We start from the raw sequence: 25522 nt of genomic DNA on the forward strand, positions 1-25522 counted from the left end.
TAAATCGGTCGGCTTGAGGAAGATCTCCCGAAAGCAAGACTTTCTTATCGCCGTCGTTCGATAGTGTCGGCATTGATCCGGAACTCCAGCCCAAGCAGATCGATGGAAGCCGAACTCAGAACAGGTCAAGTCGACCCGGCCCTCGCACTGGACGTGAAGCGGGCACAAGCTTCGACCATGCTCGAACGCCTGGCCTCGACGCTCGCTACCAATGCCGCGATATCCGCTTCGGCACTTTTCGTCACCACGATCGACCGTGGCCTGACCTTTCCGGCCACCCTCTGGTTCATGGCGGTGATCGCAAGCCTGGTCCTGCGCATCGTCCTGGCCTGGATCCTGGCGCGTTGGGAAACGGTCGAACATGCTCCGCAACAGGCACTGGACGTGCTGACCTTCGGGGCACTCGTCAGCGGCCTCGCCTGGGCCGCTCTTCCGCTGACCGTACCCGATTTCCATGCGCTTGGCGGAGATAGCGGCCTCTATCTGATCATGTGCGGCATGGCGACCGGCGCGGTGCTCATGGGCGTCGGCCACAACCCGGTTTCCCTCGCCTTCGCAATACCGCCCAACATCTCGGTGATGGTGTCGCTTGCCGCCAGCGGCGGCGCCGGCGGCTGGCTGCTCACCATCGACGTCGTGGCGCTGACGCTGGTGCTGATCCGCAGCAGCCGCACCAGCGAGGCGACCTTCGTCGGCAACGTGCTCGGCAAACTGAAGGCGACGGCGCTTGCCGATTCCCTCTCCTGCGCCAACTCAGACATCCTGCGCGCCAACTACCGGCTGGAAGTGCTGGCTAATTGCGATCCGCTGACCGGGCTTGCCAACCGTGCCGCCTTCAATACCGCCCTCGATGCGGGGATTTCCGCCGCCCGCGCCACGGAAGAGCAACTGGCCCTCCTCATCCTCGACCTCGACCGCTTCAAGACGGTCAACGATACGCTCGGTCACAGCGCCGGCGACGCCCTGCTCGTCGAGGTCAGCGATCGGCTGCGCTCGGCGATCGACGGCAAGGGCACCATCGCCCGGCTCGGCGGCGACGAGTTCGCGATCATCCTCGGCGGCGCAGATGCCGCCGGAACTGCCCGGGATTTGGCGAGGCGCATTCTCGAGCACAGCCGCCAGCCGGTCATGCTCGAGGGCCAGCCGACCGTCGTCGGCACGTCGATCGGCCTGGCGCTCTTTCCCCTGCATGCGGATACGGCGGAAGACCTGTTCATCAGTGCCGACATGGCGCTCTACAGGGCCAAGGACGGCGGCCGGCGCCAGTGGCGCGAATTCGAGCCCGCCTTCCGCTCCCAGGCCGACCGTCAGAACCAGATCGAGCAGGAACTCGCAGACGCACTTGCCGCCGGCGACGTCGAGGCCTGGTTCCAGCCGCAGATCGACCTCGCCTCCCAGCAGATCACCGGTTTCGAGGCGCTGGTGCGCTGGCACCATCCCTATCTCGGGCCGATCGCGCCGCCGGAAATCGTCGCCGCCGCGCAGGCAGGCAATCTTGCCGACCGGCTGACCGCGACCATCGCCGAAGCGGCCTGCGGCCTGCTGGCCCGCCTGCCCGCGCTCGGCCTGCCGCGCGCGACCGTCGCGATCAACGTCTCGCCGCGCGAGTTCGACCTCTATTCGGTCACCGACGTACTCGACCGCATCACCGCCGCCCACGGCATCGATCCGGCGCTGTTCGAGATCGAGATCACCGAGGAGGCGATCCTCGATACGCTGGTCGCCGGCGAGCAGCTGAAGCGCATCGAGCGTTCCGGCTACAAGCTCGCCGTCGACGACTTTGGCGCCGGCCATTCCTCGCTTGCCTATCTCGTGGCGCTCAAGGTCGACCGGCTGAAGCTCGACCGGCGCTTCATCACCGGCGTGCATCTCAGCCGCCAGAACCAGGAGATCGTCGGCGCCATGGTCGGCCTCGGCCGGGCATTGTCGATGGAAGTGGTGGTCGAAGGCGTCGAGAGCGAGGAAGAGGCCAATGCGCTGAAAGCGCTCGGCTGCCAGTTCGCCCAGGGCTATTTCTTCGGCCGCCCGATGCCGGCCGAACGCATCCCCGGCTGGATCGAATGCCGCCGCGCCACCACCCAGCGCCAGGTGGCGTAAACCTTCCACCTCCTCCCGCGCCCCAAAAATCCGTTTCCCTTTTGTACTCGTTTTGTGACCTGCCCCTCTTCACTTTCGCGATGACTCTCTCCATATTCGCGGCATGGCCAGATCACCGAAAAAATCGCCCGCCTCGAACCCGGACAATCACAACGGTTTCGAGGAAGCCCCGCAATCGTCGTTCGAGGGCGCGCCACTGCAAGGCAGCGTCTCCGACTGGGTGAAGCAGCTGGAAGCCGAGGCGGAAGCCTCCGGCGTCGAGACGCAGCGCGAGATCGCCTCCAAGGCGGGAAAACACCGCAAGAGAATAGAGATCGCGGCGCGCGAGGAAGCCATCAAGGCCGCTAAGGCGGCGCCGACCACGGCCAAGAACACTACCGCCTCGAAGACCGCCCGCGGCGTGTCGATCGGCGCCTCCTCCGATCCGAAGACGCGCGCCCGCGCCGGCCTCAACCCGGTCGCCGGCATGGACACGTCGCTGGAGGACGCCGAGACCCTGGCCGCTGGTTCGGTCACCGCCACCGTCGAGGCCCTGTCGGCGCTGATCGAGAGCGGCAATCCGCTGTTCAAGGACGGCAAGCTGTGGACGCCGCATCGCCCCGCCCGGCCGGAAAAATCCGAGGGCGGCGTCACCATCCGCATGGCCTCCGACTACGAGCCTGCCGGCGACCAGCCGACCGCCATCCGCGACCTCGTCGAGGGCATCAATTCCGGCGAGCGCTCCCAGGTCCTGCTCGGCGTCACCGGCTCGGGAAAAACCTTCACCATGGCCAAGGTGATCGAGGCGACCCAGCGCCCGGCCGTGATCCTGGCGCCCAACAAGACGCTGGCGGCGCAGCTCTATTCCGAGTTCAAGAACTTCTTCCCGGACAACGCGGTCGAATATTTCGTCTCCTATTACGACTATTACCAGCCGGAAGCCTATGTGCCGCGCTCCGACACGTTCATCGAGAAGGAATCCTCGATCAACGAACAGATCGACCGGATGCGCCACTCGGCCACCCGTTCGCTGCTCGAGCGCGACGACTGCATCATCGTCGCCTCGGTTTCCTGCATCTACGGTATCGGCTCGGTCGAGACCTATACGGCGATGACCTTCCAGATGTCGGTCGGCGATCGATTGGATCAACGTCAATTGTTGGCAGACTTGGTGGCCCAGCAATACAAGCGCCAGGACATCAATTTCGTGCGCGGCTCGTTTCGCGTGCGCGGCGATACGATCGAAATCTTCCCGGCCCACCTGGAAGATGCCGCCTGGCGCATCTCGATGTTCGGCGACGAGATCGACGCGATCACCGAGTTCGACCCGCTCACCGGCCAGAAGACCGGCGACCTGAAATCGGTCAAGATCTACGCCAATTCGCATTACGTCACCCCGCGCCCGACGCTGAACGGCGCCATCAAGGCGATCAAGGAAGAGCTGAAGCTGCGCCTCGCCGAGCTCGAAAAGGGCGGCCGCCTGCTCGAAGCCCAGCGACTGGAGCAGCGCACCCGCTACGATATCGAGATGCTGGAGGCGACCGGCTCCTGCGCCGGCATCGAGAACTATTCGCGTTACCTGACCGGCCGCAATCCCGGCGAGCCGCCGCCGACCCTGTTCGAATACATTCCCGACAACGCCCTGCTGTTCATCGACGAAAGCCATGTCTCCGTCAGCCAGATCGGCGGCATGTACCGGGGCGACTTCCGCCGCAAGGCGACGCTCGCCGAATACGGTTTCCGCCTACCCTCCTGCATGGACAACCGGCCGCTGCGCTTCGAGGAATGGGATGCGATGCGCCCGCTCACCGTCGCCGTCTCGGCGACGCCCGGCAACTGGGAGATGGAACAGTCCGGCGGCGTCTTCGCCGAACAGGTGATCCGCCCGACCGGCCTGATCGACCCGCCGGTGGAAGTCCGTTCCGCCCGCTCCCAGGTCGACGACGTGCTCGGCGAAATCCGCGAGACCGCCGCCAAGGGGTACCGGACGCTGTGTACGGTGCTCACCAAGCGCATGGCCGAAGATTTGACCGAATACCTGCACGAACAGGGCGTGCGCGTCCGCTACATGCATTCGGACATCGACACGCTGGAGCGCATCGAGATCATCCGCGACCTGCGCCTCGGCGCCTTCGACGTGCTGGTCGGCATCAACCTTCTGCGCGAGGGCCTCGACATTCCCGAATGCGCCTTCGTCGCCATCCTCGACGCCGACAAGGAAGGTTTTTTGCGCTCGGAAACGTCGCTCATCCAGACCATCGGGCGTGCGGCGCGTAACGTCGACGGCAAGGTCATCCTCTATGCCGACAAGATCACCGGCTCGATGCAGCGCGCCATGGACGAAACCGCCCGCCGCCGCGAAAAGCAGATGGAATACAACACCGCCAACGGCATCACGCCGGAATCGGTAAAGGCACGAATCTCCGACATCCTCGACTCGGTCTACGAACGCGACCACGTCCGCGCCGACATTTCAGGCGTCTCCGGCAAGGGTTTTGCGGATGGCGGCCACCTGGTCGGCAACAATCTGCAGGCCCATCTCAACGCGCTCGAAAAATCGATGCGCGACGCCGCCGCCGACCTCGACTTCGAAAAGGCCGCCCGCCTGCGCGACGAAATCAAACGCCTCAAGGCCGCCGAACTCGCCGTCATGGACGACCCGATCGCCCGCGACGAGGCCCGCGCCGTCGAAGGCGGCAATGGCAAGAGTGGCAACGGCAAAGCTGGAAACGGCAAAGGCGGAGCAAAAGCCCGCCGCGAGTCTCCTTCTCCCCAGCGGGGAGAAGGTGCCCGCAGGGCGGATGAGGGGGAATCCACACCCTCGACCTCCCTCTTCGCCAAACCCGGCCTCGACGACATGGGCCCGGGCACCGACACCGCGACGCCGCTCTTCCGTAAGCCGGACCGTTCCGACATGGGCCGCGACATCGCCGAGCCCTCATCCTCGGGTCAGGCCCGAGGATCGCTGTTCCGCAAGAACGACCTCGACGAAATGACCGTCGGCCGCACCGAAAAACCGGTCACCGGCAAGCTGCCGCCAAAACCGTCATCGCCGCCGCCGTCATCCGCAACCTCAACGCCGTCATCTTCGTCCTCTCCGTCGTCATCCTTGGGCTTGACCCGAGGATCCACCGACGACCCCCGCCCCCTCGTGCGCGGCAAGGTCGGCGCGGGAAGTTATGAGGATGCTGGCGAGCAGAAGCGGAAGAGCCGGACGAAGGGGAAGACCGGGCGGCCGGGGCGGTAGTGTTCCGCTTACGAAGTAGCTTCTCTTAGGCTTCGGAGTTCAGTCTGGGCCATAAGTTTGACTCAAATGACGCCGACAGCCACACTCAAGCTTCGAAAGATAGCTTACTTTAAATTGCGGAGCTTCATATGCAGAATACATCTCATGCTGTTATGGCTCAACGCTTCGAGGCCAAGGATAGCCCCGACGACTTCCCTACTCCTCCGTGGGCAACGCGCGCGTTAGTTGAGCATGTCATTGGAACCGATAAGGTGGCTGGAATGACATGTTTAGAACCTGCGGCGGGAAGAGGATATATGACGCGCCCGTTGCAAGAATATTTTAGCGATGTGGACTCTGCGGACGCGTATCCATACGGATTTGCGCGCGTGCGTGACTTCCTAACATACCCTTATGAAGCACTTTCACATGATTGGGTTATTACCAACCCCCCATTCCGATTGGCTGAAGAGTTTTTCGAACGGGCAATGTCCGTGGCTAGACACGGAGTCGCAATATTAGCGCGAACTGTCTTCCTTGAAAGCGTTGGGCGGTATGAAAGCATATTCAGCAACACTCCTCCCACCCTATTCGCTCAGTTCTCTGAGAGAGTCCCGATGGTCAAAGGGCGCGTAGACCCGAAAGCCTCAACGGCAACTGGATATGCCTGGTTTGTCTGGATTAAGAACACGGAGCTCTGTGCCTCGAAGCTAACTTGGGTCCCACCCTGTCGGAAATCCCTTGAAAAGCCTAACGATTATTCTAATGCTTTTTCTCAAGATGCTTCAATCCTGCTTCCGTAATCTGAAGGCCACCTTTAATTCCCCTAAGTAGACCGTTAGTTATATAGTTTCCGTCGACTCCTCTATGCGACCGAATATTGCGAACACGTTGCTCCCACATTTGCTCTAAGGGACGCTTGATAGACGGAGCTCGATCCGCAGTCGTAAGCTCCAATATTTTAGGTATTTCGGAAATCAAGTAACTATAAGGTGCCTGCCCTTTCGGGACTTCCTTTAGTATTCTAAGTACCGCTTCAGAAAGCTCTGCTTCGCTTGTAATTCGGAACCCGCTGCCCATTAATATTTCTCCCTTTCAAATAATAGGCACTTACTGACGCCAAATAATCAGATTTACCCCGAATGCGCTACCCATACGGGAAAATTTCCGACGCCCAATGCAAAAATTGTCTCCCTCAGACACCTCCCCACCCCCTATCCTTCCACCCCTCCCTCGCATAAGCATCTCCTCACATCCAACCGGGGACGACTCACCCATGCGCATGCCGGCCCTCCTCTTCGCCCTGCTCTTCCCCCTGCTGGCCGCAACCGGCGCCGAGGCGCGGAACTACGCTTCCCCGCAGGCGCTGATCAAATCCCTCTATGCCGACACGATCGACCCGGCCGAGGACGATGCGCCCTCGCCCTATTCCGCCTATTTCTCCGAGGCGCTCAACGAGAGCCTGGCGGCGAATGGCGAGGCGGTGGATTTCGATCCTATCCTTGCCGGGCAGGATGGCGTCGCCAGCAATGTCCGGCTTTCCCCGCCGATCATCCTCGGCGACACGGCCGAGCTGGAAGTGTCCTTCCGCAACGGCAAACGCTCGGCGACGCTCTTCTACACGCTGGTGCGCGAAAATGGCGGCTGGAAGGTGGACGACATCGCCGACCAGTCCGGCGACGACCCCTGGAGCCTTCGGGAGCTTTTGGGGCAATAGGGGGCGGGGTTTTTACGCGGCGGGCGACTCGCCCTCTGTCTTTCTTTTGGGACAGCATTTCTCCTCCGTCATCTTCGGGCTCGACCCGAGGATCCAGCAGCGCCGCGTCGGCGGCGCGGGAGACTCTCCCGGACACGACGCCTGATAGAAGGGGTGTCGCCGTGCGACGGCACAGCGACTGGATCCTCGGGTCAAGCCCGAGGATGACGGTGGAAAACGTCAACCCTGCCCCTAAGCGGGGATGCTCCCGGACACCTCCTCCAACCCTTTCAACGCCTTACCTAAAATCTCCGCCCTCTCTCATCCCCGCCCTCCCAACCCGCGCCTAAAATCCCCCCGTTCCGTCGCGGATACACCGGCAGGCGTGCCGGCGAGGCGGGGCCGGCGCCGGGTGGCAGGAAACGACGTAAGTCCTTCCATTCGGGGTTCGCGGAAAATGGTCTCCCTCCGGCGACACGGGGAGAGACGAAGGCAAACGGACCGAGCCTTCGTCTCTTGAAGCCCGAAACAGCGCGCCGGGCGTGCCTGTGCGGCACACAGGGTGGCAAACCGGATGGTTTCGCCGGGCTTTGACAAGTCCGACCGACCCTCGGGATTAACCCGAGGGAATCGGAGAAACCGGCGGAGACCTGTGGAAGCCTTGCCGATAACTCGGTTCGGACGGGCGCCACGGGTCAGACGAACATCGTCCGGGAAGGCCACGGCAGAGGGGCCGAAGTCGCGGGCATAAACAGCCGAACGAGGCGCTGAGAGGTGTCACTTATTACTTACCTTACGAGGCAGCTTTCAGCGCCCCGTCCGATCCTCGGGTCTCGCTTTGCTCGCCCGAGGATGACGAAAAGAAAATCTAGGATCGCCAAGGAGTTACCATGCCTTACGAAAAGCCGCCCATCGAAACCTATCTCGCCGCCCGCACCGCCGAAATGCTCGCCCTGCCCCACATGGCCTGCCGCCGGCGTTCATGCCGCCGCCGGAATGCCTGCTACTGGCATTTCAGATCGAACAACGAACCCTGCTGCCTGCAGAACCTGGACGCCGCGCAGCGCCAGGTTTTCGATGTGGTCTACGATGAGGCACGCGGCGCCCGCGATCACCTCGGCCGAAACGGCCTGATGTTCGCCTCGCGCCGGCCCGGCTGGCGGGCGCTGGAGGATGCCGGCGTCGAGATCGCCCGCGCCGCCGTTTCGAAAACGGATCGCAGACGCTGGAACGCCTATCGGCGCGAGCGGGAAAAGCTGCCGCCGCCGGAGGGCGAATGATCAGGAATGTCGGGGGATGTGGAAATGGTGCAACGGGGTTGAACATGCCGCACCGCCCCCGGCCGCTCGCTTTGGCTCGCGGCGTTCCTCGCTGCAATCGATTCACTGGATCGATTTGCCAGCCAAAGGCCGTCGCGTCCTGCCCGGCCGCTCGCTTTGGCTCGCGGCGTTCGAGGCTCAAAACGCTCCACTGGAGCGTTTTGCCGGCCGCAGGCCGTCGCCTCTCACCCCACAAACGCCCTTTCGATGACGAATTCGCCGGGCTTGTTGTTCGATCCTTCGACGAGGCCGGCCTTTTCGAGCAGGTCCTTGGTGTCCTTCAGCATCGCGGTCGAGCCGCAGATCATGCCGCGGTCGACGGCGGGGTCGAGCGCCGGGACACCCAGGTCGGTGAACAGTTTGCCGTTCGCCATCAGGTCGGTGATGCGGCCCTTGTGGGAGAATTCCTCACGGGTCACGGTCGGGTAATGCTTGAGCTTGTCGCCGACCAGTTCCGCCAGAAATTCGTGGTTGCGGATCTCCTCAATGAGGTCGAAACCGTATTTCAGCTCGGCGACGTCGCGGCAGGTATGGGTGAGGATGACCTCGTCGAATTTTTCGTAGGTCTCGGGGTCGCGGATAAGGCTGGCGAAGGGCGCGATTCCGGTGCCGGTCGAGAACATGTAGAGCCGCTTGCCGGGCGTCAGCGCGTCGAGCACCAGCGTGCCGGTCGGCTTCTTGCGCATCAGCACCGTGTCGCCCGGCTTGATCGCCTGCAGATGCGAGGTCAGCGGACCGTCCGGCACCTTGATCGAGAAAAATTCCAGCTCCTCGTCCCAGGCGGGGCTGGCGATCGAATAGGCGCGGTAGACCGGCTTGTCGCCGACCATCAGCCCGATCATCGCGAACTCGCCCGAACGGAAGCGGAAACCGGCCGGACGGGTCATGCGGAAGCGAAACAGGCGGTCGGTATAATGCTCGACGGCGAGCACCGTCTCGGCATAAACGCCGTCCGGAATCTTTGCCTGAACCTGGGCCACTGCGAATTCTTCCGTCTTTGCTGGAGCGTTCATGCCTATCGGTCTCTTCGTCTCGTCGTTTTTTCGCAGAAGCGAAATATACCATATGGCCCCGCATTTGAAGGCATCCGCGTGCCTTTGTCGCAGAGCTTCAGGAAAATACGTGCGGGAAATTCACCTTTCGGCCGGTCGTTCCCCGGCCTCAGGCGGTCACGGTGCGGCGGCGCCAGCTATAGCCCTCGCCCTTTTCGGCGTCGCGGGCCGTCGGCTGGTAGTGCTCGGCGATGCCCGGCAGCCGGCCCTCCTCGAGCCGCTTCAGCGCCGTGGCGTTCTTCACCGAAAAGCTGTCTATGCCACAGCGCAGCATCAGCGGCACCTGGTCGATCAGCACGTCGCCGACCGCCCGCAGCTCGTTCCTGTAGCCGAGCCGGTCGCGCAGCAGCGAGGCATGGCTGAAGGCGCGGCCGTCGTTGAAGGCCGGGAAATCCACCGCGACGATCTCGATGCGGTAGAGATAGGGTTCGAGCTTGCGCACGTCGTCCGCCGGCCGGATCAGCACGCCGAGGCCGACATCGTTGCTCTCCTCGGCCCGCGCGATCATCTCGTCGAGCGGCAGCAGCGCCTTCTGGTCCTCGGTCGCCTTCACCTCCTCGGTCTCGATCACCCAGGGGTCGTTCTCGACGAAGCCGGTTTCTCTCCAAAGTCTGGTCATCACGCCGCCTCCGCCGCAGCACCGCCATAGAGCGCTTCCTTGAAAGGCTGCGGCCCGACGCGGCGATAGGCTTCGAGGAAGGTTTCTTCCTTCGAGGTGCGAAGGCCGAGATAGGTGTCGACGATGGTTTCCACCGCATCGGTCACCTTGTTCGGCTCGAAGCCGCGACCGATGATCTCGCCGATCGAGGTGTTCTCGTCGCCGGAACCGCCGAGCGTGATCTGGTAGAGCTCGGCGCCCTTCTTCTCGACGCCCAGCAGGCCGATATGCCCGACATGGTGATGGCCGCAGGCATTGATGCAGCCGGAGATCTTGATCTTCAGCTCGCCGATCTCGGCCTGGCGCTCGGCCGCACCGAACCGGGAGGAGATTTCCTGCGCAAGCGGGATCGAACGGGCGTTCGCCAGTGCGCAATAGTCGAGCCCCGGACAGGCAATGATATCGGTGATCAGCCCGGCATTGGCGGTCGCGAGGTTCTGTGCCACCAGCGCGCGGTAGAGCGGCTCGAGATCGGCCAGCGCCACATGCGGCAGGATGACGTTCTGCTCGTGGCTGATGCGGATCTCGTCGAAGGCGAATTCCTCCGCCAGATCGGCGATCGCGTCCATCTGCACGTCGGAGGCATCGCCCGGAATGCCGCCGATGGGTTTAAGGGATATCGTCACCATGCCGTAGTCGGGATGCTTGTGCGGTTGCACGTTCTGGTCGACCCAGCGGGCGAAGTTCTCGTCGGTCTTCTTCCAGCCGGCGAGCTGCGGCCAGCCTTCGGCCCGATCGACCAAGGCCGGCGGCGCGAAATAGGCGGTGATCGCCTGGATGTCCTTCTCCGGCAGCTTCAGCTCGGTGCCCTGCAGATGGGAGAATTCCTCCTCCACCTGGCGGGCCAATTCCTCGGCACCGGTCTCATGCACGAGGATCTTGATACGCGCCTTGTACTTGTTGTCGCGACGGCCGTGCAGATTGTACACGCGCATGATCGCGGTCGTGTAGGAGAGCAGGTCTTCCTCGGGGAGGAAATCCTTGATCTTCCGGGCGATCATCGGGGTGCGCCCCTGCCCGCCGCCGACATAGACGGCAAAGCCGATCTGGCCGTCCTCGTTCTTCTTCAGGTGCAGGCCGATATCATGCACCTGGATCGCGGCACGGTCGCGCTCGGCGCCGGTGACGGCGATCTTGAATTTTCTGGGCAGGAAGGAAAATTCCGGATGGACCGAGGACCACTGGCGCAGGATTTCGGCGTAAGGCCGCGGATCGGCAACCTCATCGGCGGCAGCACCGGCGAAATGGTCGGCGGTGACGTTGCGGATGCAGTTGCCCGACGTCTGCAGCGCATGCATCTCGACGCTGGCGAGCTCGGCCAGGATATCCGGCGTGTCGGAGAGTTTCGGCCAGTTGTACTGGATGTTCTGGCGTGTGGTGAAATGCCCGTACCCGCGGTCGTATTTGCGGGCAATATGGGCGAGCATCCGCATCTGCTTGCCGTTCAGCGTCCCATAAGGGATCGCGACGCGCAGCATGTAGGCGTGCAGTTGGAGGTAGACGCCGTTCATCAGGCGCAGCGGCTTGAAAGCATCCTCGGCCAGCTCACCGGCGAGGCGGCGGCCGACCTGATCGCGGAACTGCTCCACGCGGCTCGAAACAAAAGCGTGGTCGAATTCGTCGTAACGGTACATGACTTCCTCAAACTGCGATGAAGGCCGGGTCGGCGGGACGGTAGCCGGCAGCATATTCCATGGTCGGGCCCTGGGCACGAATACGTTCGCGAAGGCGCAGAGGCCAGAGCTTGCCGTCCTGCTCCTGCACGTCGACGACGGCAACGTCAACCACCCGGTTCTCGGCAAAATCGCGCTTGCCGATCGCCTCCAGCGAGGCCACGGCCTCCGCATGGCGGGCGACGATCGCGTCCTGCAGGTTTTCCACCCAGTGGCCGTTCGCGTCGAGCCAGACGGCGATGCCGTCGGACAGGCGGTTGGCGGTCAGAACCTTGTCGGTCATCCTTGCATTCCTATTTCCTGGCCTACTTCCTGGCTCATGTCCTCGCGCACCCTGGCTTTGAAAGCCGAAAGCGGTTCGGACTTGTTGAAATTCGCACCGGCGACGGCTTCGCCGATGATCACCATGACCGGGCCGGAAAGATCGTCGCGCGCTTCCAGGTCCGGCAACTCGCGCAGGACGCCGTGGAAAAGCCGGCGGTCGGGGCGGCTGGCATTCTCGATCACGGCGACCGTGGTTTCCGGCGCAAGGCCGGCGCCCATCAGGCGTTCGGCGACCGAGGCGGCAACCGTGCGGCCCATATAGACGGCGATCGTCGCCGCCGGAGATCGCAAGGCTCGCCCAATCGGGCAGGACATCGCCGGTCAGGTCATGGCCGGTGGTGAAGATCAGCGACGAGGCAACGCCGCGCAGCGTCAGCGGCAGGTCGAAATCGGCAGCGGCGGCAAAGGCGGAGGTGATGCCCGGTACAATCTCGTAAGTGACCCCGGCGTCGCGCAGTGCCGCCATTTCCTCGCCGGCGCGGCCATAGACCAGCGGGTCGCCGGACTTCAGGCGCACGACACGCTTGCCTTCGCGGCCGAGCCTGACCAGCAGCTTGTTGATCTCGTCCTGGGACTTCGAATGGCAGTTCTTGCGCTTGCCGACCGACAGGCGCTCGGCGTCGCGACGGCCCATGTCGACGATCGCCTGCGGCACCAACGCGTCATAGACGATCGCGTCGGCTTCCATCAGCACGCGCTGGGCCCGCAGCGTCAAAAGATCCTCGGCGCCCGGACCGGCGCCGACCAGCCAGACATGGCCCGCGACGCGACCGGTGGTCGACAGCAGCGCATTGGCCGAGCGGCGGGCGGCGGCCATATCGTTGGCATCGACGGCGCTTGCGACATCGGCCGAGAAAAAGCGGCGCCAGAAGATGCGGCGCGATACGCCGCGCGGCACCAGCCGTTCGGCGGCATCGCGATACTCCGCGGCGAGGCGCGCCAGCGCACCGAGCGACGGAGACAGCATCTGGTCGATGCGGGCGCGGATCATCTGGGCGAGCACCGGACCGGCACCTTCCGTGCCGATGGCGATGGCGACCGGTGCTCGGTTGACGAGTGCCGGTGTATAGAAATCGCAGAAATCCGGCTGATCGACGGCATTGGCGGGCACTTTTTCGGCGCGGGCGGCAGTGACAATCGCACGATCCAGCGCGGCATCGCCGGTCGCGGCGAACACCATCACCGCGTCCTTGATCTGATTTGAGACCTGATCCGGCGAGAAATCCGAATGAACGATCTCTATGCCCTGAGCGGCCAGCCAGTCGGCGTAGTCCTGATCCGGTGCGGAGGCGCAAGCGACGATGTCCGCATCGGTGTTGCGCAGTAGCCGGGCCTTGGCATAGGCTTCGTCACCATTGCCAAACACGACAACGCTCCGTCCGCTGACGCGGAAGAAAGCCGGAAAGACCGACAGGCGTTGTTGGCTTGGAGACATGCGCATATCCTGAATCATATGACAGCAATATCCACAATAACGCATCGGAATTGAAGGAATGGATATTCGAACTGGATTGCGAGCCGGTATTTCTGTTTTACGATCAACCGGTTCTTGAGCAAAAGCCACCGCGAACGATATTTCTCTAGTATTTCTGTAGACTAAAGTGTTTTTTTGCCTCGATCCCCTCGTTCCGCGCCATAAACTGCCTAGACACCTTGCAACAAAGAGTTCCCATGACAATCGCCGCCCGCCTTCTCGACGTCATCGAAAACGACATATTGCCCCTCACGGAAAAGGGCGTTGCCACCGGCAACAAGGTTTTCGGCGCGGCGATCCTCAAGAAATCCGATCTGTCGCTGGTGATTGCCGAAACCAACAACGAGCTCGAAAATCCGCTGTGGCATGGAGAGGTGCACACGCTGAAGCGCTTCTATGAAACCACGCGAGATCTTCCCACCAAGGATCTGATTTTCCTGTCGACTCACGAACCATGTACGATGTGCATGTCGGCAATCACCTGGGCCGGGTTCGACAATTTCTACTATTTTTTCAGCCACGAGGATTCGCGCGACGCCTTCGCCATTCCGCATGACCTGAAGATCCTCAAAGAGGTGTTCGGGCTGGAGCCCGGCGGCTACCGGCGCAACAATGCCTTCTGGCATTCCTACGCCATTGCCGACCTCGTCGAGAGCGAGGAAGAGCCGCTTCGCACCGCGCTCAAGGCGCAGACGACCCGTATCAAGGCGCGCTATGACGGGCTTTCCGGCGTCTACCAGTCGTCCAAGGACAAGAACAGCATTCCGCTCGCCTGACATTCCGACATTGAAGGACCAAGAAGATGGAAGCATCGAAGGATATTTCGCGGCTGATCGAGATCATGGCGGCGCTGCGCACGCCGGTCACCGGCTGCCCCTGGGACCTCGAGCAGAATTTTGCGACCATCAAGCCCTATACGATCGAGGAGGCCTATGAGGTGGCCGATGCGATCGAGCGCAACGATATGGACGACCTTTGCGAGGAACTGGGCGACCTGCTGCTGCAGGTCGTCTTTCATGCCCGCATGGCCGAGGAAGCCGGCGAATTCGCCTTCGGTGACGTGGTGCAGGCGATCACCAGGAAGATGATCCGCCGGCACCCGCATGTCTTTGCCGTTTCGGATGCCGCGACGCCGGATGCGGTGAAAGTGCAGTGGGACGACATCAAGACGGAAGAGAAGCGCGAGCGGGCAGAACGGCGGGCACGGCGGGGGATTACCGAAGATTTCAAGGCTGGTTATCTCGGCAGCGTGCACCGCGCCCAGCCGGCGCTGACCGAAGCGCTGAAGCTGCAGCAGCGGGCGCGCGAAGGTCGGCTTCGACTGGTCGGAGGCCGAGCCCATCCTCGACAAGATCGAGGAAGAGGTCGGCGAACTGCGCGAGGCGCTGCGCGACGGAAACCAAGGCAAGATCTCGGACGAACTCGGCGACCTGATCTTCGCTCTGGTCAATATCGGCCGGCATGTGAAGGCCGACCCGGAAGAATCGCTGCGCGGCACCAATACGAAATTCAGGCGGCGATTCAATTACATCGAGACGTCGCTTGAAAAGTCGAGTCAGACGCTGGAAGAGGCAACCCTGGAGCGCATGGAAGAGCTCTGGCAGGCGGCAAAGGCGATCGAGCGGCAGATCGGCTAGGAGATGTGGAGCTTTATTTGACCCATAAGATTGTTACGGCGAGCGCGATCGCGGCTCGATAGTTACGGGCAGTCTTTATCATATCTCGTGGCAACGCGGCGAAACTGTTTGAGCTTGGACAAGCAGCATTCGATCGGGTGGCATTGGGCATAAAGTTGTTTGTCGACCGGATATTTCTGGGCGCGTGATGGGTTATTCGGAAGGAATCCGCACGGCAACGGGAAATGGCGTCAAGTCTCGCGCAAGTTGTTTCCATCTAGGGTAGTGGCGCTGGAATCACCGGCGCCACCATTTCACGCAGGAGGATCCATTGGTTGCCTTGACAGGTTTGTTTACAGCGACGACCGATTATCGGCAGAACCTGCGTTCGACGCCACCGTCCGCTTCCGCTCAATCTCGCGAAGAAAGAGATCAGAAAGTCAGTGCTGCTATCGCGAACGGTGCCTCGCAGAACGAGCTGAAAGCCGCCCTCATGGAGGCGGCATTTAATCGCTACAGCGAGGAGGAACTCGTTGCGGACGAACAGCGGATCGAAACGGCGGAAGTCCTCAAAGCGCGATTGCGGGAGGGTATCGACGATCCGGAAGAAGCTCTGAAGGCCAAGGCGGCCCTCGTGGCGCCCGGGCCCTGGTCCGATGAGGAGAAGCTGAAGCTCGCGCGATCCCTGGAAGCGAGTGGCCAATTGGACGGCTTGGTGAGTGAACGGCTTGCGCAACAGAGAATGCGCACCAGAAGAGAAATGCAGGTCAATTTCGTTACGATCGAGGAGCTGAAAAACCAGGATCATTCCGGCTGGACGCCTGATCCGGAAATATGGAAACCGGGACCGCAGGGGGTGGGCTGGGTTTTTGCCCTGTCGAGAGAGGAGCTCATAGCAAGGGGCATTCTAATCGAGCCAACCGCGGAAATGTTGGCCGATCTCTCGGCACTCAAGACGAATGCAGCGCAGGAGCTTGCCGACCTGCGGGCGCAGAGCAAAACAAATCCCGATCTCTACGCCCCCGTCGTGAAGAACGACGTTATCAATGAGGCCAACGTTGCGGCCCTCCTCAAAGAAGATATCAGACCCCGGATCGACTATATTAGCCTGCTGATCCGCAGCGGCGAGGCGGACAAATATCCGTTTCAGGCAGGCTATGGCGACAGAACGACGACCTCGGCCACCGAATATCTCTTCTGGCTTCAGGAACGGTCCATGGAGCTTCAGGAAGACGGAACGTATTTGCCCGGAATGTTCCCGGGTGCTGGTGCTTGAAGACTGTCTTCGAACGTGATCTTCGCACTTTAGCCAAGGTCCATGCGGCGTCTGATTCTAGATCGCAGGAAACTGCATTTCCTGCGTCCGTGTACCTTTAGGAGTCCACGCCCCCTGGGGGTATATCCATCCCACAAGCGGCCGGCGTGTCAGCCGCTCCCGATCCCGAAGAATTGGCGTCAGCCGCAGCGCAGAACGGAGTGCCGAGTTATCAGGCTATCCGCTCGATGGCCGCGAGTTTTGCCGCCCGGCCTTCGAAAAGGCGGTTGAGCGCCTTCCGTGAGGGCTTCTCCACGAGGTAGAAGCTCGCCAGCGCGGTTGCCAATGCAGCCAGAAGCAACACAGGGGTCGGCGCCGCGCCTTCGCGGTAGAGCTTGTAGAAGGGCTGCTGCCACAGATAAAGCGAGAAGGACCACAGTCCGGCATAGGTGAGCACCTTGGTCGACAGCAGCTTGCGGAAAACCGGCGCCGCGCTGTCGATCGTGGTGATCGATAGTGCCAGCATGGCGGTCGACAGACCGAAGGAGAGGACCTGGAATGGCATCCCTTTCGCCGCGACCGCGATCAGCAGCGCCAGCGGCGACACCCACCAGGGAGCCTGGCGGTTGCGCAGGAACAGCCAGAGACCGCCAGCGATGAATATGCCGGCAACGGAGACGTCGCTGCGCCAGTGGGTATAAAGAACGCTGGCGCCGAGTTCGGTGCGGATGATGCCGTTCAGCATGGCAGCAGTGCCAAGCGCGATGATGAGAGCGGCGACCGGAAGCAGCCAGCGGCGGGACAGGAACGCGATACCGGCCAGAAGAATATAGGCATGTTCCTCAACGCAGAGCGACCAGAGGTGATCAAGCAGTGCCACCGGATGCGTATACACCATGGCGTAGTTGAGCGTGAACGTCAGGGCCAGCACCGCCGCGACAGGGCCGTGCGAGATCCCGGTGCCCTGGAAGGCAAGCGTGGTGATGACGACGAATGCGAAGAGTGCCGGATAAATTCGCGAGAAACGCCTGAAGAAGAAGGTCGGCAATTCTGCCCGCCTGACGAACAGGATTTCCGACATCAGCCGGCCGGACAGAACAAAGAACAGGTCGACCCCGAACGTACTGGCCCCCGGCCAGAAATCATCGAGCCAGAAATGGCCGACGATCACGCAGATGACCGCAATACCTCGCCATCCATCGAGATAGTCCAGGTGCTTTCCGGTCTCTTCGTGCGGCCGACTCTGCATCATTGCGCCACCCCTGTTGCCGGCCGGTGAATGATATTGCGGGAATCGTGGCCGTCCTCGTCGGCTCATGTTGCACCGCAAAAAGCAGGCAACATCATGGCGCGGAACCCGACGCGGAAGTCGCGTATGGCGCGCTCCTTACCGCTCCCAGTCTTCCTTCGCCGCCTTCGGGCCGTTGCCGAGCTTGCGCTCGAACTCGGCGGCCTCGGCTTCGGACATGCGGACGTCCAGGGTGACGGAACCGTCCTCGTTGTCCTCGCGGCCGTCGACGACGGCGTTGCTGTAGACCCAGGAGACGATGGAGAGCTGATCCGCCGGGATGACGATCGAGGTTTCGGTAAGCACGCCGGAGAGACGTTTCGAGATCTCGTCCATCAGGGCATCGACGCCCTCGCCCGAGATCGCCGAGACGGCCATGACGTTCTCGCGACCGGCAGCACGTTCGGCAATCGCCTGATGGGCTTCCGGGTCGAGCCGGTCGATCTTGTTCCAGACCTCGATGATGCGCTTGGCGGCTTCCTTCTCGTCGATGCCGAGATCGGAAAGGATGCGCATGACGTCGCCGGCCTGGGCGGCGTTGTCCGGATCGGACATGTCGCGCACATGCAGGACGAGATCGGCTTCCAGCACTTCTTCCAGCGTCGCGCGGAAGGCGGCGACCAGATGGGTCGGCAGGTCGGAGATGAAGCCGACCGTATCGGAGAGGATCACCGTGCGGCCATGCGGCAGCTTCATGCGGCGAAGCGTCGGATCGAGCGTCGCAAACAGCATGTCTTCGGCCAGCACGCCGGCACCGGTGATGCGGTTGAACAGCGTCGACTTGCCGGCGTTTGTATAACCGACCAGCGCCACGATCGGGTGCGGCACCTTGCGGCGCTTGGCGCGGTGGAGCTGGCGGGTGCGTACGACCTGTTCGAGCTCGCGCTCCAGCTTGACGATGCGGTCCTGCAGCAGACGGCGGTCGGCCTCGATCTGGGTTTCGCCGGGGCCGCCCATGAAGCCGGCACCACCGCGCTGGCGTTCAAGGTGGGTCCAGCTGCGGACCAGGCGGCCCTTCTGGTAGTTGAGATGCGCCAGATCGACCTGCAGCGTGCCTTCCTTGGTGGAGGCACGGCGGCCGAAGATCTCGAGGATCAGGCCGGTCCGGTCGATGACCTTGGCCTGCCATTCCTTTTCCAGATTGCGCTGCTGCACCGGGGTCAGCGGGTGGTCGACGATGACGAGGCCGGCATCGTGCTCGTCGAGCAGCGCCTTTATTTCCTCGATCTTGCCGCTGCCCATCAGCGTTCCCGGACGGGGCTGGCTGATCGGGACGATCAGCCCCTGCACGATCTCCAGGTCGATTGCCTTTGCAAGGCCGATCGCCTCTTCGAGACGGGCTTCGTTGGAGCGCTGCGGTGCGGGTGCCTGACTTGCGTCACCCTGCCCGGCCTTCGACCGTCCCTGCTTGAGGACCGGCACGATGACGAGTGCGCGCATATCGTCCCGGCGCTTTTCAGCCTCCGGGACCATGGATTCATTGGAAGTATCGCGATTTGAAATCTGTTCTGTCCTGTTAGGCCGCATTCTCTTCGGTTTCGAACATCTGCATGGGCTGGCCCGGCATGATGGTCGAGATCGCGTGCTTATACACGAGCTGAGAGTGGCCGTCACGGCGAAGCAGGACGCAGAAGTTGTCGAAAGAGGTTACGACACCTGTCAGCTTCACCCCGTTGATCAGGAAAATCGTCAGGGAAATCTTCTGCTTGCGAACGGTATTGAGAAATAAATCCTGCAGGTTCTGAGAACGTTCCGCCATAGCGCCGCTTCTTTCTTTTTTGCCGGCCAAAAGCCGGAATCATGATCAAGCTTGATAAGAGACGGCAGGGAAGCGCCCCGTGCTTCCCTTCCCCCGATGTTTGACTATCAAATCGCCGTCTTTTCCGCAACGTCGAAAAAGGTGTCGCGAATACTTGACGATACAGTGCCCGGATGGCCGTTGGCCACCGGCCTGTTGTCGATTTCGACGATCGGGACGCAGATCCCGGTGGCGGAGGTGAAAAACACCTCGCGCGCCGCCAGCATCTCTTCCGTCCTGAACTCGCGCTCGACCACCGTGAGCCCGAGTTTTCTGGCGACGTCGATGAGCGTCGTGCGGGTGATTCCCCTGAGGATGCCGTGCTCGGCCGGACGGGTCACCAGTTCGCCGTCCGGCGTGACGATCCAGACATTCGAGGAGGCCCCTTCCATGACGATGCCGTTGCGGTCGATGAAGATCGCGTCCTGGGCGCCGGCTTCCTTCGCCTGCTGCTTGGCGAGCACGTTCGGCAGCAGGCCGACCGTCTTGATGTCGACGCGGTCCCAGCGGTTCTCCGGCAGCGTGATGACCTTGATACCATTCGCATATTTCTTCGCGGCGACCGAAGGATCGGTGCTCTTGGCGGTGATGGTGATGGTCGGCGGCGTGCCCTCTGCGGGGAAGTAGTGGTCGCGGCGGGCGGCACCGCGCGTCACCTGCATGTAGAAGATGCCGTTCGTCACCCGGTTGCGGCGGAGCACCTCGCGGATGACGAAGGTGAGCGCGGCGCGGCTCATCGGAGAGGTCATCCTCAGTTCGCTCAGCGAGCGGTCGAGGCGGTCGAGATGCCGGGTCAGGTCGACGATCATGCCGTGACGGACTTCGCAGACCTCATAGACGCCGTCAGCGAACTGGAACCCGCGATCCTCGACATGCACCGCGGCTTCGGAATGGCGAACATATTGTCCGTTCACATAGGCAATTCTCGACATCGGATGTCCCTGCTCTTTTCTAAAATCGGTCAGAAATACTGGATGGAAACGCGGAAAAGCTGCTCCACATGGCGCACGGCTTCGGCGGTGGCAAACAGCACCACCCGGTCGCGCGCCTTGATCTTGGTGTCGCCGTTCGGGCGGATGACGGTCTCGCCGCGGTAGATCGCGCCGACACGGATGCCGTCCGGAAGTTCGAGTTCGCGGAACGGCCGGCCGACCAGCGGGGAGGTTTCCAGCGCCTCGGCCTCGATAATCTCGGCAGCGCCGTTCTCAACCGCGTAGACGGAACGGATGCGGCCCTTGCGGACATGCTGCAGCACGCGCGAGATCGTCACCGCACGCGGATTGATCTGCGCATCGATGCCGAGCGCGTCGGTGACCTGATGGAACGAGGTGGAGTTGATCAGCACGAGGTTCGACTTGCAGCCGAGCGATTTCGCCATGACCGCGCCGAGGATGTTGATCTGGTCGCTGTTGGTGAGCATCACGATCAGGTCGGCTTCCTGGATATCCGCCTGGGTCAGGATGTTCTGGTCGAGTGCCGAGCCGTGCAGCACGATGGTATTGCGCAGCTGCTCGGACACCGCGACCGCCTTGTCACGATCGCTCTCGATGATCTTCAGCCGCGTCCTCGGCTGGTGTTCCTCGATGGTCCGGGCGACGTAATACCCGATATTGCCGCCACCGGCGATGATGATGCGGCGCGCCTCCTGCTCCTCGTGGCCGAACAGGCCGAGCGTGCGGCGAATGTGTTCGCGCTGGCAGATGACATAGGCGAGATCGCCGACTTCGAGCTCATCTGCGGAACGGGCGACGGTCAGGACGCCATTGCGGACGATGCCGACCACGGTCGCCATCAGGTCCGGGAAGAGATCGGACAGCTGGTGGAGCGGCGTGGCGACCACCGGGCAGTCCTCCATGCACTCGATCGCAACCATCGTGATGTGATCGTCGGCGAACTTGACGACATCGGTGGCGCCGGGGAAGGAGATGCGCCGCAGCACCATCTTGCCGACCTCGATCTCGGGCGAGATCGTCACGTCGATCGACATGTTCTGGCGGCTGAAGAGATCGGCATATTCCGGCTTCAGGTAGTTCTGGGCGCGGATGCGGGCAATCTTGGTGGGTACGGAGAAAAGCGCCTGCGCGACCTCGCAGGCGACGATATTGACCTCGTCGTAGAGCGTCACCGCGATGATCATGTCGGCGTCTTCGGCACCGGCCTTTTCCAGCATGTCCGGATGAGCGCCGTGGCCGACGTAACCCTTGACGTCGAGCGTCTCGGTGATCGCAGCGATCAGCGTCGCCGAGGTGTCGATGACGGAGACGTCATTGTCCTCCTGCGACAGCCGTTCGGCGATGCCGTAGCCCACCTGCCCCGCGCCGCATATGATCACCTTCATCGGCTACACACCGAGCGACTTGAGCTTGCGGTGCAGGGCCGAGCGTTCCATGCCGACGAATTCCGCGGTGCGGGAAATATTGCCGCCGAACCGGTTGATCTGGGCGATCAGGTAGTCGCGCTCGAACATTTCGCGGGCTTCGCGTAGCGGCAGCGTCATGATGTGGTAGTCGCCCTTGGCGGAGACCTTCGGCAGCATGTCGCCGAGATCGGTCGGCAGCATGTCGGCTGAAATAGGCGAATCCGGACCGTCGGAACGGGCAAGGATCATCAGCCGCTCGATGTTGTTGCGGAGCTGGCGGATATTGCCCGGCCAGTCATGGGCCTGCAGTACGGCCATGGCGTCCTCGCCGATCTTGCGGGGGCGGATGCCTGCCTGTTCGGAGATCTGGCGCATGAACATGTCGACCAAGAAAGGAATGTCCTCGCGGCGCTCGGCCAGCGCCGGCACCTTGACCGGCACGACGGCCAGCCGATGGTACAGATCCTCGCGGAACGAACCGTCGGCGATCAGGCTTTCGAGATTGTAGGCGGTCGAGGAGATGATGCGGACATCGACCTTGACGCGCTTGGAGCCGCCGACGCGCTCGAACTGCTGGTCGACCAGCACGCGCAGGATCTTGTTCTGCGTCTCTCGGGGCATTTCTCCGACTTCGTCGAGATAGAGGATACCGCGATGGGCCTCCTCCAGCGCGCCGATCTTGCGCGCCTGGCCAGGCGCACCCTCGGTGCCGAACAGTGCCATCTCCATGCGGTCGGGCGTTATCGTCGCAGCGTTCAGCGCCACGAACGGACCGGTCACGCGAGACGACCGCTTGTGGATCATCCGCGCCACCAGTTCCTTGCCGGATCCGGAGGGGCCGAGGATCATCACGCGGCTGTTGGTGGGCGCGACCTTCTCGATGGTCTGGCGGAGCTGCGAGACGGCAACCGACGTGCCGACCAGTTCGGCCGCGTCGCCGGTGCGCTTCTTGAGCTCGGTCACCTCGCGCTTCAGCTTGGAGTTTTCAAGCGCCCGCTCGGCAATCAGGATCAGCCGGTCGGCCTTGAACGGCTTTTCGATGAAATCGAAGGCGCCGCGCTTGATCGCGGACACCGCCGTCTCGACATTGCCGTGGCCGGAGATCATCACGACGGGCAAATCGGGATGCCGGCTCTTGACCTCGTCGAGCAGCGCCAGACCGTCGAGCTTGGATCCCTGCATCCAGATATCCAGGAAAACCAGCCGCGGCACGCGATCGGATATCGCTGCCAGCGCGCTGTCGCTGTCGTGAGCCGTGCGGGTTTCATGGCCCTCATCGGACAAAATACCTGAAACGATATCGCGGATATCCGCCTCGTCATCTACGACCAGAATATCAGACGCCATAAGCCAATTCCTTGTTATTATCCGTTCCCGGCACTGCCACCTGTTCCAGATGCGGCAGCAGCACCCTGATCATGGCGCCCTTGCCATGATCGAAATCGGCGGGAGCATCGTGCAGTTCGAGCTGCCCGCCGTGTTCTTCGATGATCTTCTTGACGATGGCGAGCCCCAGACCCGTGCCCTTGTCGCGCATGGTCATGTAGGGCTCGAGAATGCGGTGCCGGTTTTCGGCCGGAAGGCCGCTGCCGTTGTCGATGATATCGACGACATAGGCGTCCCGCGCCTCATCGTAGACCGAGCGGACCTTCACCTTGCGGCCGTCGCGCTCCTGATCGCTCGGCACCGCCTCGATCGCCTCGACGGCGTTCTTGATGAGGTTACCGAATGCCTGGCCGAGCATGCGCGCATCGAACATGCCCTTCAGCGGCTCGTCGCCAAGCTCGCGGATGAAATCCACATGGGTCGTGCCCATCTCGCGCAGGAAGATCGCGTCGCGCAGGATGTCGCGCAGATCGGCCTCTTCCTTGGCGGGCTTGGGCATGCGGGCAAAGGAGGAGAATTCGTCGACCATGCGGCCGATATCGCCGACCTGCCGCACGATCGTATCGGTGCACTGGTCGAAGACGGCGCGGTCGTCCTCGGCGATCTGCTTGCCGTAGCGACGCTTGAGGCGTTCGGCCGAAAGCTGGATCGGGGTCAGCGGGTTCTTGATCTCGTGGGCGATGCGGCGGGCGACGTCCGCCCAGGCGGTCGAGCGCTGGGCGATGACGAGATCGGTGATATCGTCGAGCGTGACCACATAGGAATCGTGCGCGGCGCGCTGTTCCTCGCGGGTAACCTGAACCGACAGCGTCCGCTCCTTGCCGCCGCGGATCAGGTTCACCTGCTTGCGGAATTCGCCCCGGGCCCTGCTGCGCGCCTCGGTGAGGACGTGGTCGATCTCGGGGGCGACATCCTGCAGCTTCTCGCCCATCAGCTGTTCGGCGGGAACGCCGAGGAAATGCTCCGCCGACGGATTGACGATGGTAATGCGGCGGTCTTCCTCAACGCCGATGACGGCGGCGGTGACGCCGGACAGCACCGCCTCGATGAACCGGCGACGGTCGTCGACTTCATCCTTGGCCTCGAGGATCTCGTCGCGCTGGCTGCGGATCTCCGAAATCATCTTGTTGAACGTGCGCGACAGGCTGCCGACGTCGCCATCGGCGGCGCGCACCGGCACGACGACGTTGAGATTGCCGGTCGCCACACTGTCGGCGGCGCTGATCAGCAGCCGGATCGGCCGGACGATGCGGTCGGCGACCGCGATCGCCGTCCAGATCGCCGCGAGCAGCACGATCAGCGCGAAACCGAGATAGAGCACCGCAAAGGCGATCTGCAGCGATGTGCGGCCGGCTTCCATCGCCTGGTATTCGGCGGCGTTCTCCTCCATCAGCCGCATCGCCGAGATGACCTTCGGATCGACGGCGCGGATCGTATAGAGATAGGAGCCCGGAATGGCGTCGAGCTTGATGACGGCACCGACGAGGTTGGTGACGCCTGGCGGGATCAGGGTCGGCTGGCCGGCCGCCGCCGTCTTCAGCGCATCCTCCGGGATCGCCGGCAGCGGCTTTTCCGTCTTGATGTCGGCCTGGACGATCGCCTGCCCGTCTTCGCGCACCAGGAAGGCTCCGAGCATGCCGCGGCCCCGCGCCTGGCGGGTCATCAGGTCCACGAACCCTGTACGGTCGAGATAGAACATCGGCCGGTTGCGCTCGAGGTCGTTCGACATCGACACGGTCTGGCCCTGAAGATAGCTGGCATTCTCGAGCATGTAGGCACGTGCCACGTCCTGGGACGACTGCACGATCGACTGCGTCCGCAGCGAAAACCAGCGATCAAGGCCGACATTGAGCGTAAGGCTGGCGAAAATCGCCACCAGAACCGCCGGCGTGATCGCCACGATCGAGAACAGAACGACGATACGGACATGCAGGCGGGCGGCGGCACGGCCGCGGTTGCGCGCCCTCACCAGCCGGACGATCTCGCGGCCGATCAGATACATCAGGCCGAGAATGAAAAGCGAGTTCAGCGCGGCCGAGGCGATCACGACATTGGTGGTCGGGGCGATCGGCGTCAGGCCAAGCAGGATGAACAGCGTCACCGACGCGCAGATCAAGGCTCCGCCGGCGAGCAGAAGGCCGGGGAGCGCAAACGACGCGCGCCGATCCTGCACTGACACCGCTGGCTCGTCTTCGGCCATCGGCGCTGTTACGCCTTCCGTCATCGAATCCACTCCGATCCCCAAAACCCTCGCGGGAGATCGATCCAACCCGGTCGGACCGGGCGAAGCGACAGCCACTTTCCAGAAAAGGGCTGGCCTAC

The 25522-nt window shown here is 62.6% G+C and carries 17 protein-coding genes and 3 pseudogenes; 7 read left to right on the plus strand and 13 right to left on the minus strand.

What is annotated here, in order from left to right; translation table 11 throughout:
* Positions 1-102 precede the first annotated feature (102 nt).
* The 4 genes from ACZ9EJ_RS09020 to ACZ9EJ_RS09035 all read left to right on the plus strand — a co-directional run bounded on the left by ACZ9EJ_RS09020 (position 103) and on the right by ACZ9EJ_RS09035 (position 8278).
* Complete coding sequence (locus ACZ9EJ_RS09020) at positions 103-2097, plus strand: putative bifunctional diguanylate cyclase/phosphodiesterase (RefSeq protein WP_046641440.1); 1995 nt, start codon at positions 103-105, stop codon at positions 2095-2097.
* Positions 2098-2200: 103 nt separating this feature from the next.
* Complete coding sequence (uvrB, locus tag ACZ9EJ_RS09025) at positions 2201-5323, plus strand: excinuclease ABC subunit UvrB (RefSeq protein ID WP_046641439.1); 3123 nt, start codon at positions 2201-2203, stop codon at positions 5321-5323.
* A gap of 1255 nt (positions 5324-6578) precedes the next feature.
* Positions 6579-7019, plus strand: coding sequence for a DUF3828 domain-containing protein (locus ACZ9EJ_RS09030; protein WP_046641437.1), 441 nt, complete (start codon positions 6579-6581; stop codon positions 7017-7019).
* A gap of 869 nt (positions 7020-7888) precedes the next feature.
* Positions 7889-8278, plus strand: coding sequence for a hypothetical protein (locus ACZ9EJ_RS09035; RefSeq protein WP_046641436.1), 390 nt, complete (start codon positions 7889-7891; stop codon positions 8276-8278).
* Between the two features lie 224 nt (positions 8279-8502).
* Here ACZ9EJ_RS09035 and ACZ9EJ_RS09040 read toward each other — a convergent pair whose 3' ends face one another.
* The 5 genes and pseudogenes from ACZ9EJ_RS09040 to cysG all read right to left on the minus strand — a co-directional run bounded on the left by ACZ9EJ_RS09040 (position 8503) and on the right by cysG (position 13459).
* Positions 8503-9330, minus strand: a complete 828-nt coding sequence (locus ACZ9EJ_RS09040) for a ferredoxin--NADP reductase (RefSeq protein ID WP_046641435.1) — start codon at positions 9328-9330, stop codon at positions 8503-8505.
* Positions 9331-9478: 148 nt separating this feature from the next.
* On the minus strand, positions 9479-9988 hold the full coding sequence (locus ACZ9EJ_RS09045; protein ID WP_046641434.1) for a DUF934 domain-containing protein: 510 nt from the start codon (positions 9986-9988) through the stop codon (positions 9479-9481).
* Positions 9988-11661, minus strand: a complete 1674-nt coding sequence (locus ACZ9EJ_RS09050; RefSeq protein WP_046641433.1) for a nitrite/sulfite reductase — start codon at positions 11659-11661, stop codon at positions 9988-9990. The genes ACZ9EJ_RS09045 and ACZ9EJ_RS09050 overlap by 1 nt, the downstream gene beginning before the upstream one ends.
* Before the next feature lie 7 nt (positions 11662-11668).
* Positions 11669-11983 (minus strand): DUF2849 domain-containing protein, encoded by a 315-nt coding sequence (locus ACZ9EJ_RS09055; protein ID WP_046641432.1) that lies wholly within the window; start codon positions 11981-11983, stop codon positions 11669-11671.
* Positions 11980-13459: pseudogene (gene cysG, locus ACZ9EJ_RS09060) on the minus strand (siroheme synthase CysG). The gene ACZ9EJ_RS09055 and the pseudogene cysG overlap by 4 nt, the downstream one beginning before the upstream one ends.
* Before the next feature lie 236 nt (positions 13460-13695).
* On the opposite strand from cysG, the gene ACZ9EJ_RS09065 reads away from it, so the two are divergent.
* The gene (locus ACZ9EJ_RS09065) at positions 13696-14274 is read left to right on the plus strand and encodes a deaminase (RefSeq protein ID WP_046630549.1); all 579 of its coding nucleotides are present in this window, start codon (positions 13696-13698) and stop codon (positions 14272-14274) included.
* Positions 14275-14300: 26 nt separating this feature from the next.
* Positions 14301-15135: pseudogene (gene mazG / locus ACZ9EJ_RS09070) on the plus strand (nucleoside triphosphate pyrophosphohydrolase).
* A gap of 13 nt (positions 15136-15148) precedes the next feature.
* On the opposite strand, the pseudogene ACZ9EJ_RS09075 reads toward mazG, so the two are convergent.
* Positions 15149-15338, minus strand: a pseudogene (locus tag ACZ9EJ_RS09075) (IS5/IS1182 family transposase); the annotation flags it as partial.
* A gap of 107 nt (positions 15339-15445) precedes the next feature.
* On the opposite strand from ACZ9EJ_RS09075, the gene ACZ9EJ_RS09080 reads away from it, so the two are divergent.
* Positions 15446-16390 carry a hypothetical protein gene (locus tag ACZ9EJ_RS09080; protein WP_052764652.1) on the plus strand — a complete coding sequence of 315 codons (945 nt, stop codon included), beginning with the start codon at positions 15446-15448 and terminating at the stop codon, positions 16388-16390.
* A 211-nt stretch (positions 16391-16601) separates the two neighbouring features.
* Here ACZ9EJ_RS09080 and ACZ9EJ_RS09085 read toward each other — a convergent pair whose 3' ends face one another.
* From ACZ9EJ_RS09085 to ACZ9EJ_RS09115, 7 genes are all read right to left on the minus strand, one after another.
* Entirely contained in the window at positions 16602-17621 is a 1020-nt protein-coding gene (locus tag ACZ9EJ_RS09085; protein WP_046641429.1) for an acyltransferase family protein, read from the minus strand.
* A 135-nt stretch (positions 17622-17756) separates the two neighbouring features.
* The gene (hflX, locus tag ACZ9EJ_RS09090; protein WP_251090527.1) at positions 17757-19130 is read right to left on the minus strand and encodes a GTPase HflX; all 1374 of its coding nucleotides are present in this window, start codon (positions 19128-19130) and stop codon (positions 17757-17759) included.
* Positions 19131-19173: 43 nt separating this feature from the next.
* On the minus strand, positions 19174-19416 hold the full coding sequence (gene hfq / locus ACZ9EJ_RS09095) for an RNA chaperone Hfq (RefSeq protein WP_007757453.1): 243 nt from the start codon (positions 19414-19416) through the stop codon (positions 19174-19176).
* 107 nt (positions 19417-19523) lie between these two features.
* A complete protein-coding gene (locus ACZ9EJ_RS09100; protein ID WP_046641427.1) occupies positions 19524-20387 on the minus strand; it encodes a D-amino-acid transaminase in 864 nt (287 codons plus the stop codon).
* Between the two features lie 29 nt (positions 20388-20416).
* Positions 20417-21793 (minus strand): Trk system potassium transporter TrkA, encoded by a 1377-nt coding sequence (trkA, locus tag ACZ9EJ_RS09105; RefSeq protein ID WP_046641426.1) that lies wholly within the window; start codon positions 21791-21793, stop codon positions 20417-20419.
* A 3-nt stretch (positions 21794-21796) separates the two neighbouring features.
* Positions 21797-23161 carry a nitrogen assimilation response regulator NtrX gene (ntrX, locus tag ACZ9EJ_RS09110; protein ID WP_046630559.1) on the minus strand — a complete coding sequence of 455 codons (1365 nt, stop codon included), beginning with the start codon at positions 23159-23161 and terminating at the stop codon, positions 21797-21799.
* Positions 23151-25424 (minus strand): sensor histidine kinase NtrY-like, encoded by a 2274-nt coding sequence (locus ACZ9EJ_RS09115; RefSeq protein ID WP_046641462.1) that lies wholly within the window; start codon positions 25422-25424, stop codon positions 23151-23153. Before ACZ9EJ_RS09115 ends, ntrX begins: the two co-directional genes overlap by 11 nt.
* Positions 25425-25522: the final 98 nt, after the last annotated feature.

This window comes from Neorhizobium sp. USDA 3394, assembly GCF_056280385.1.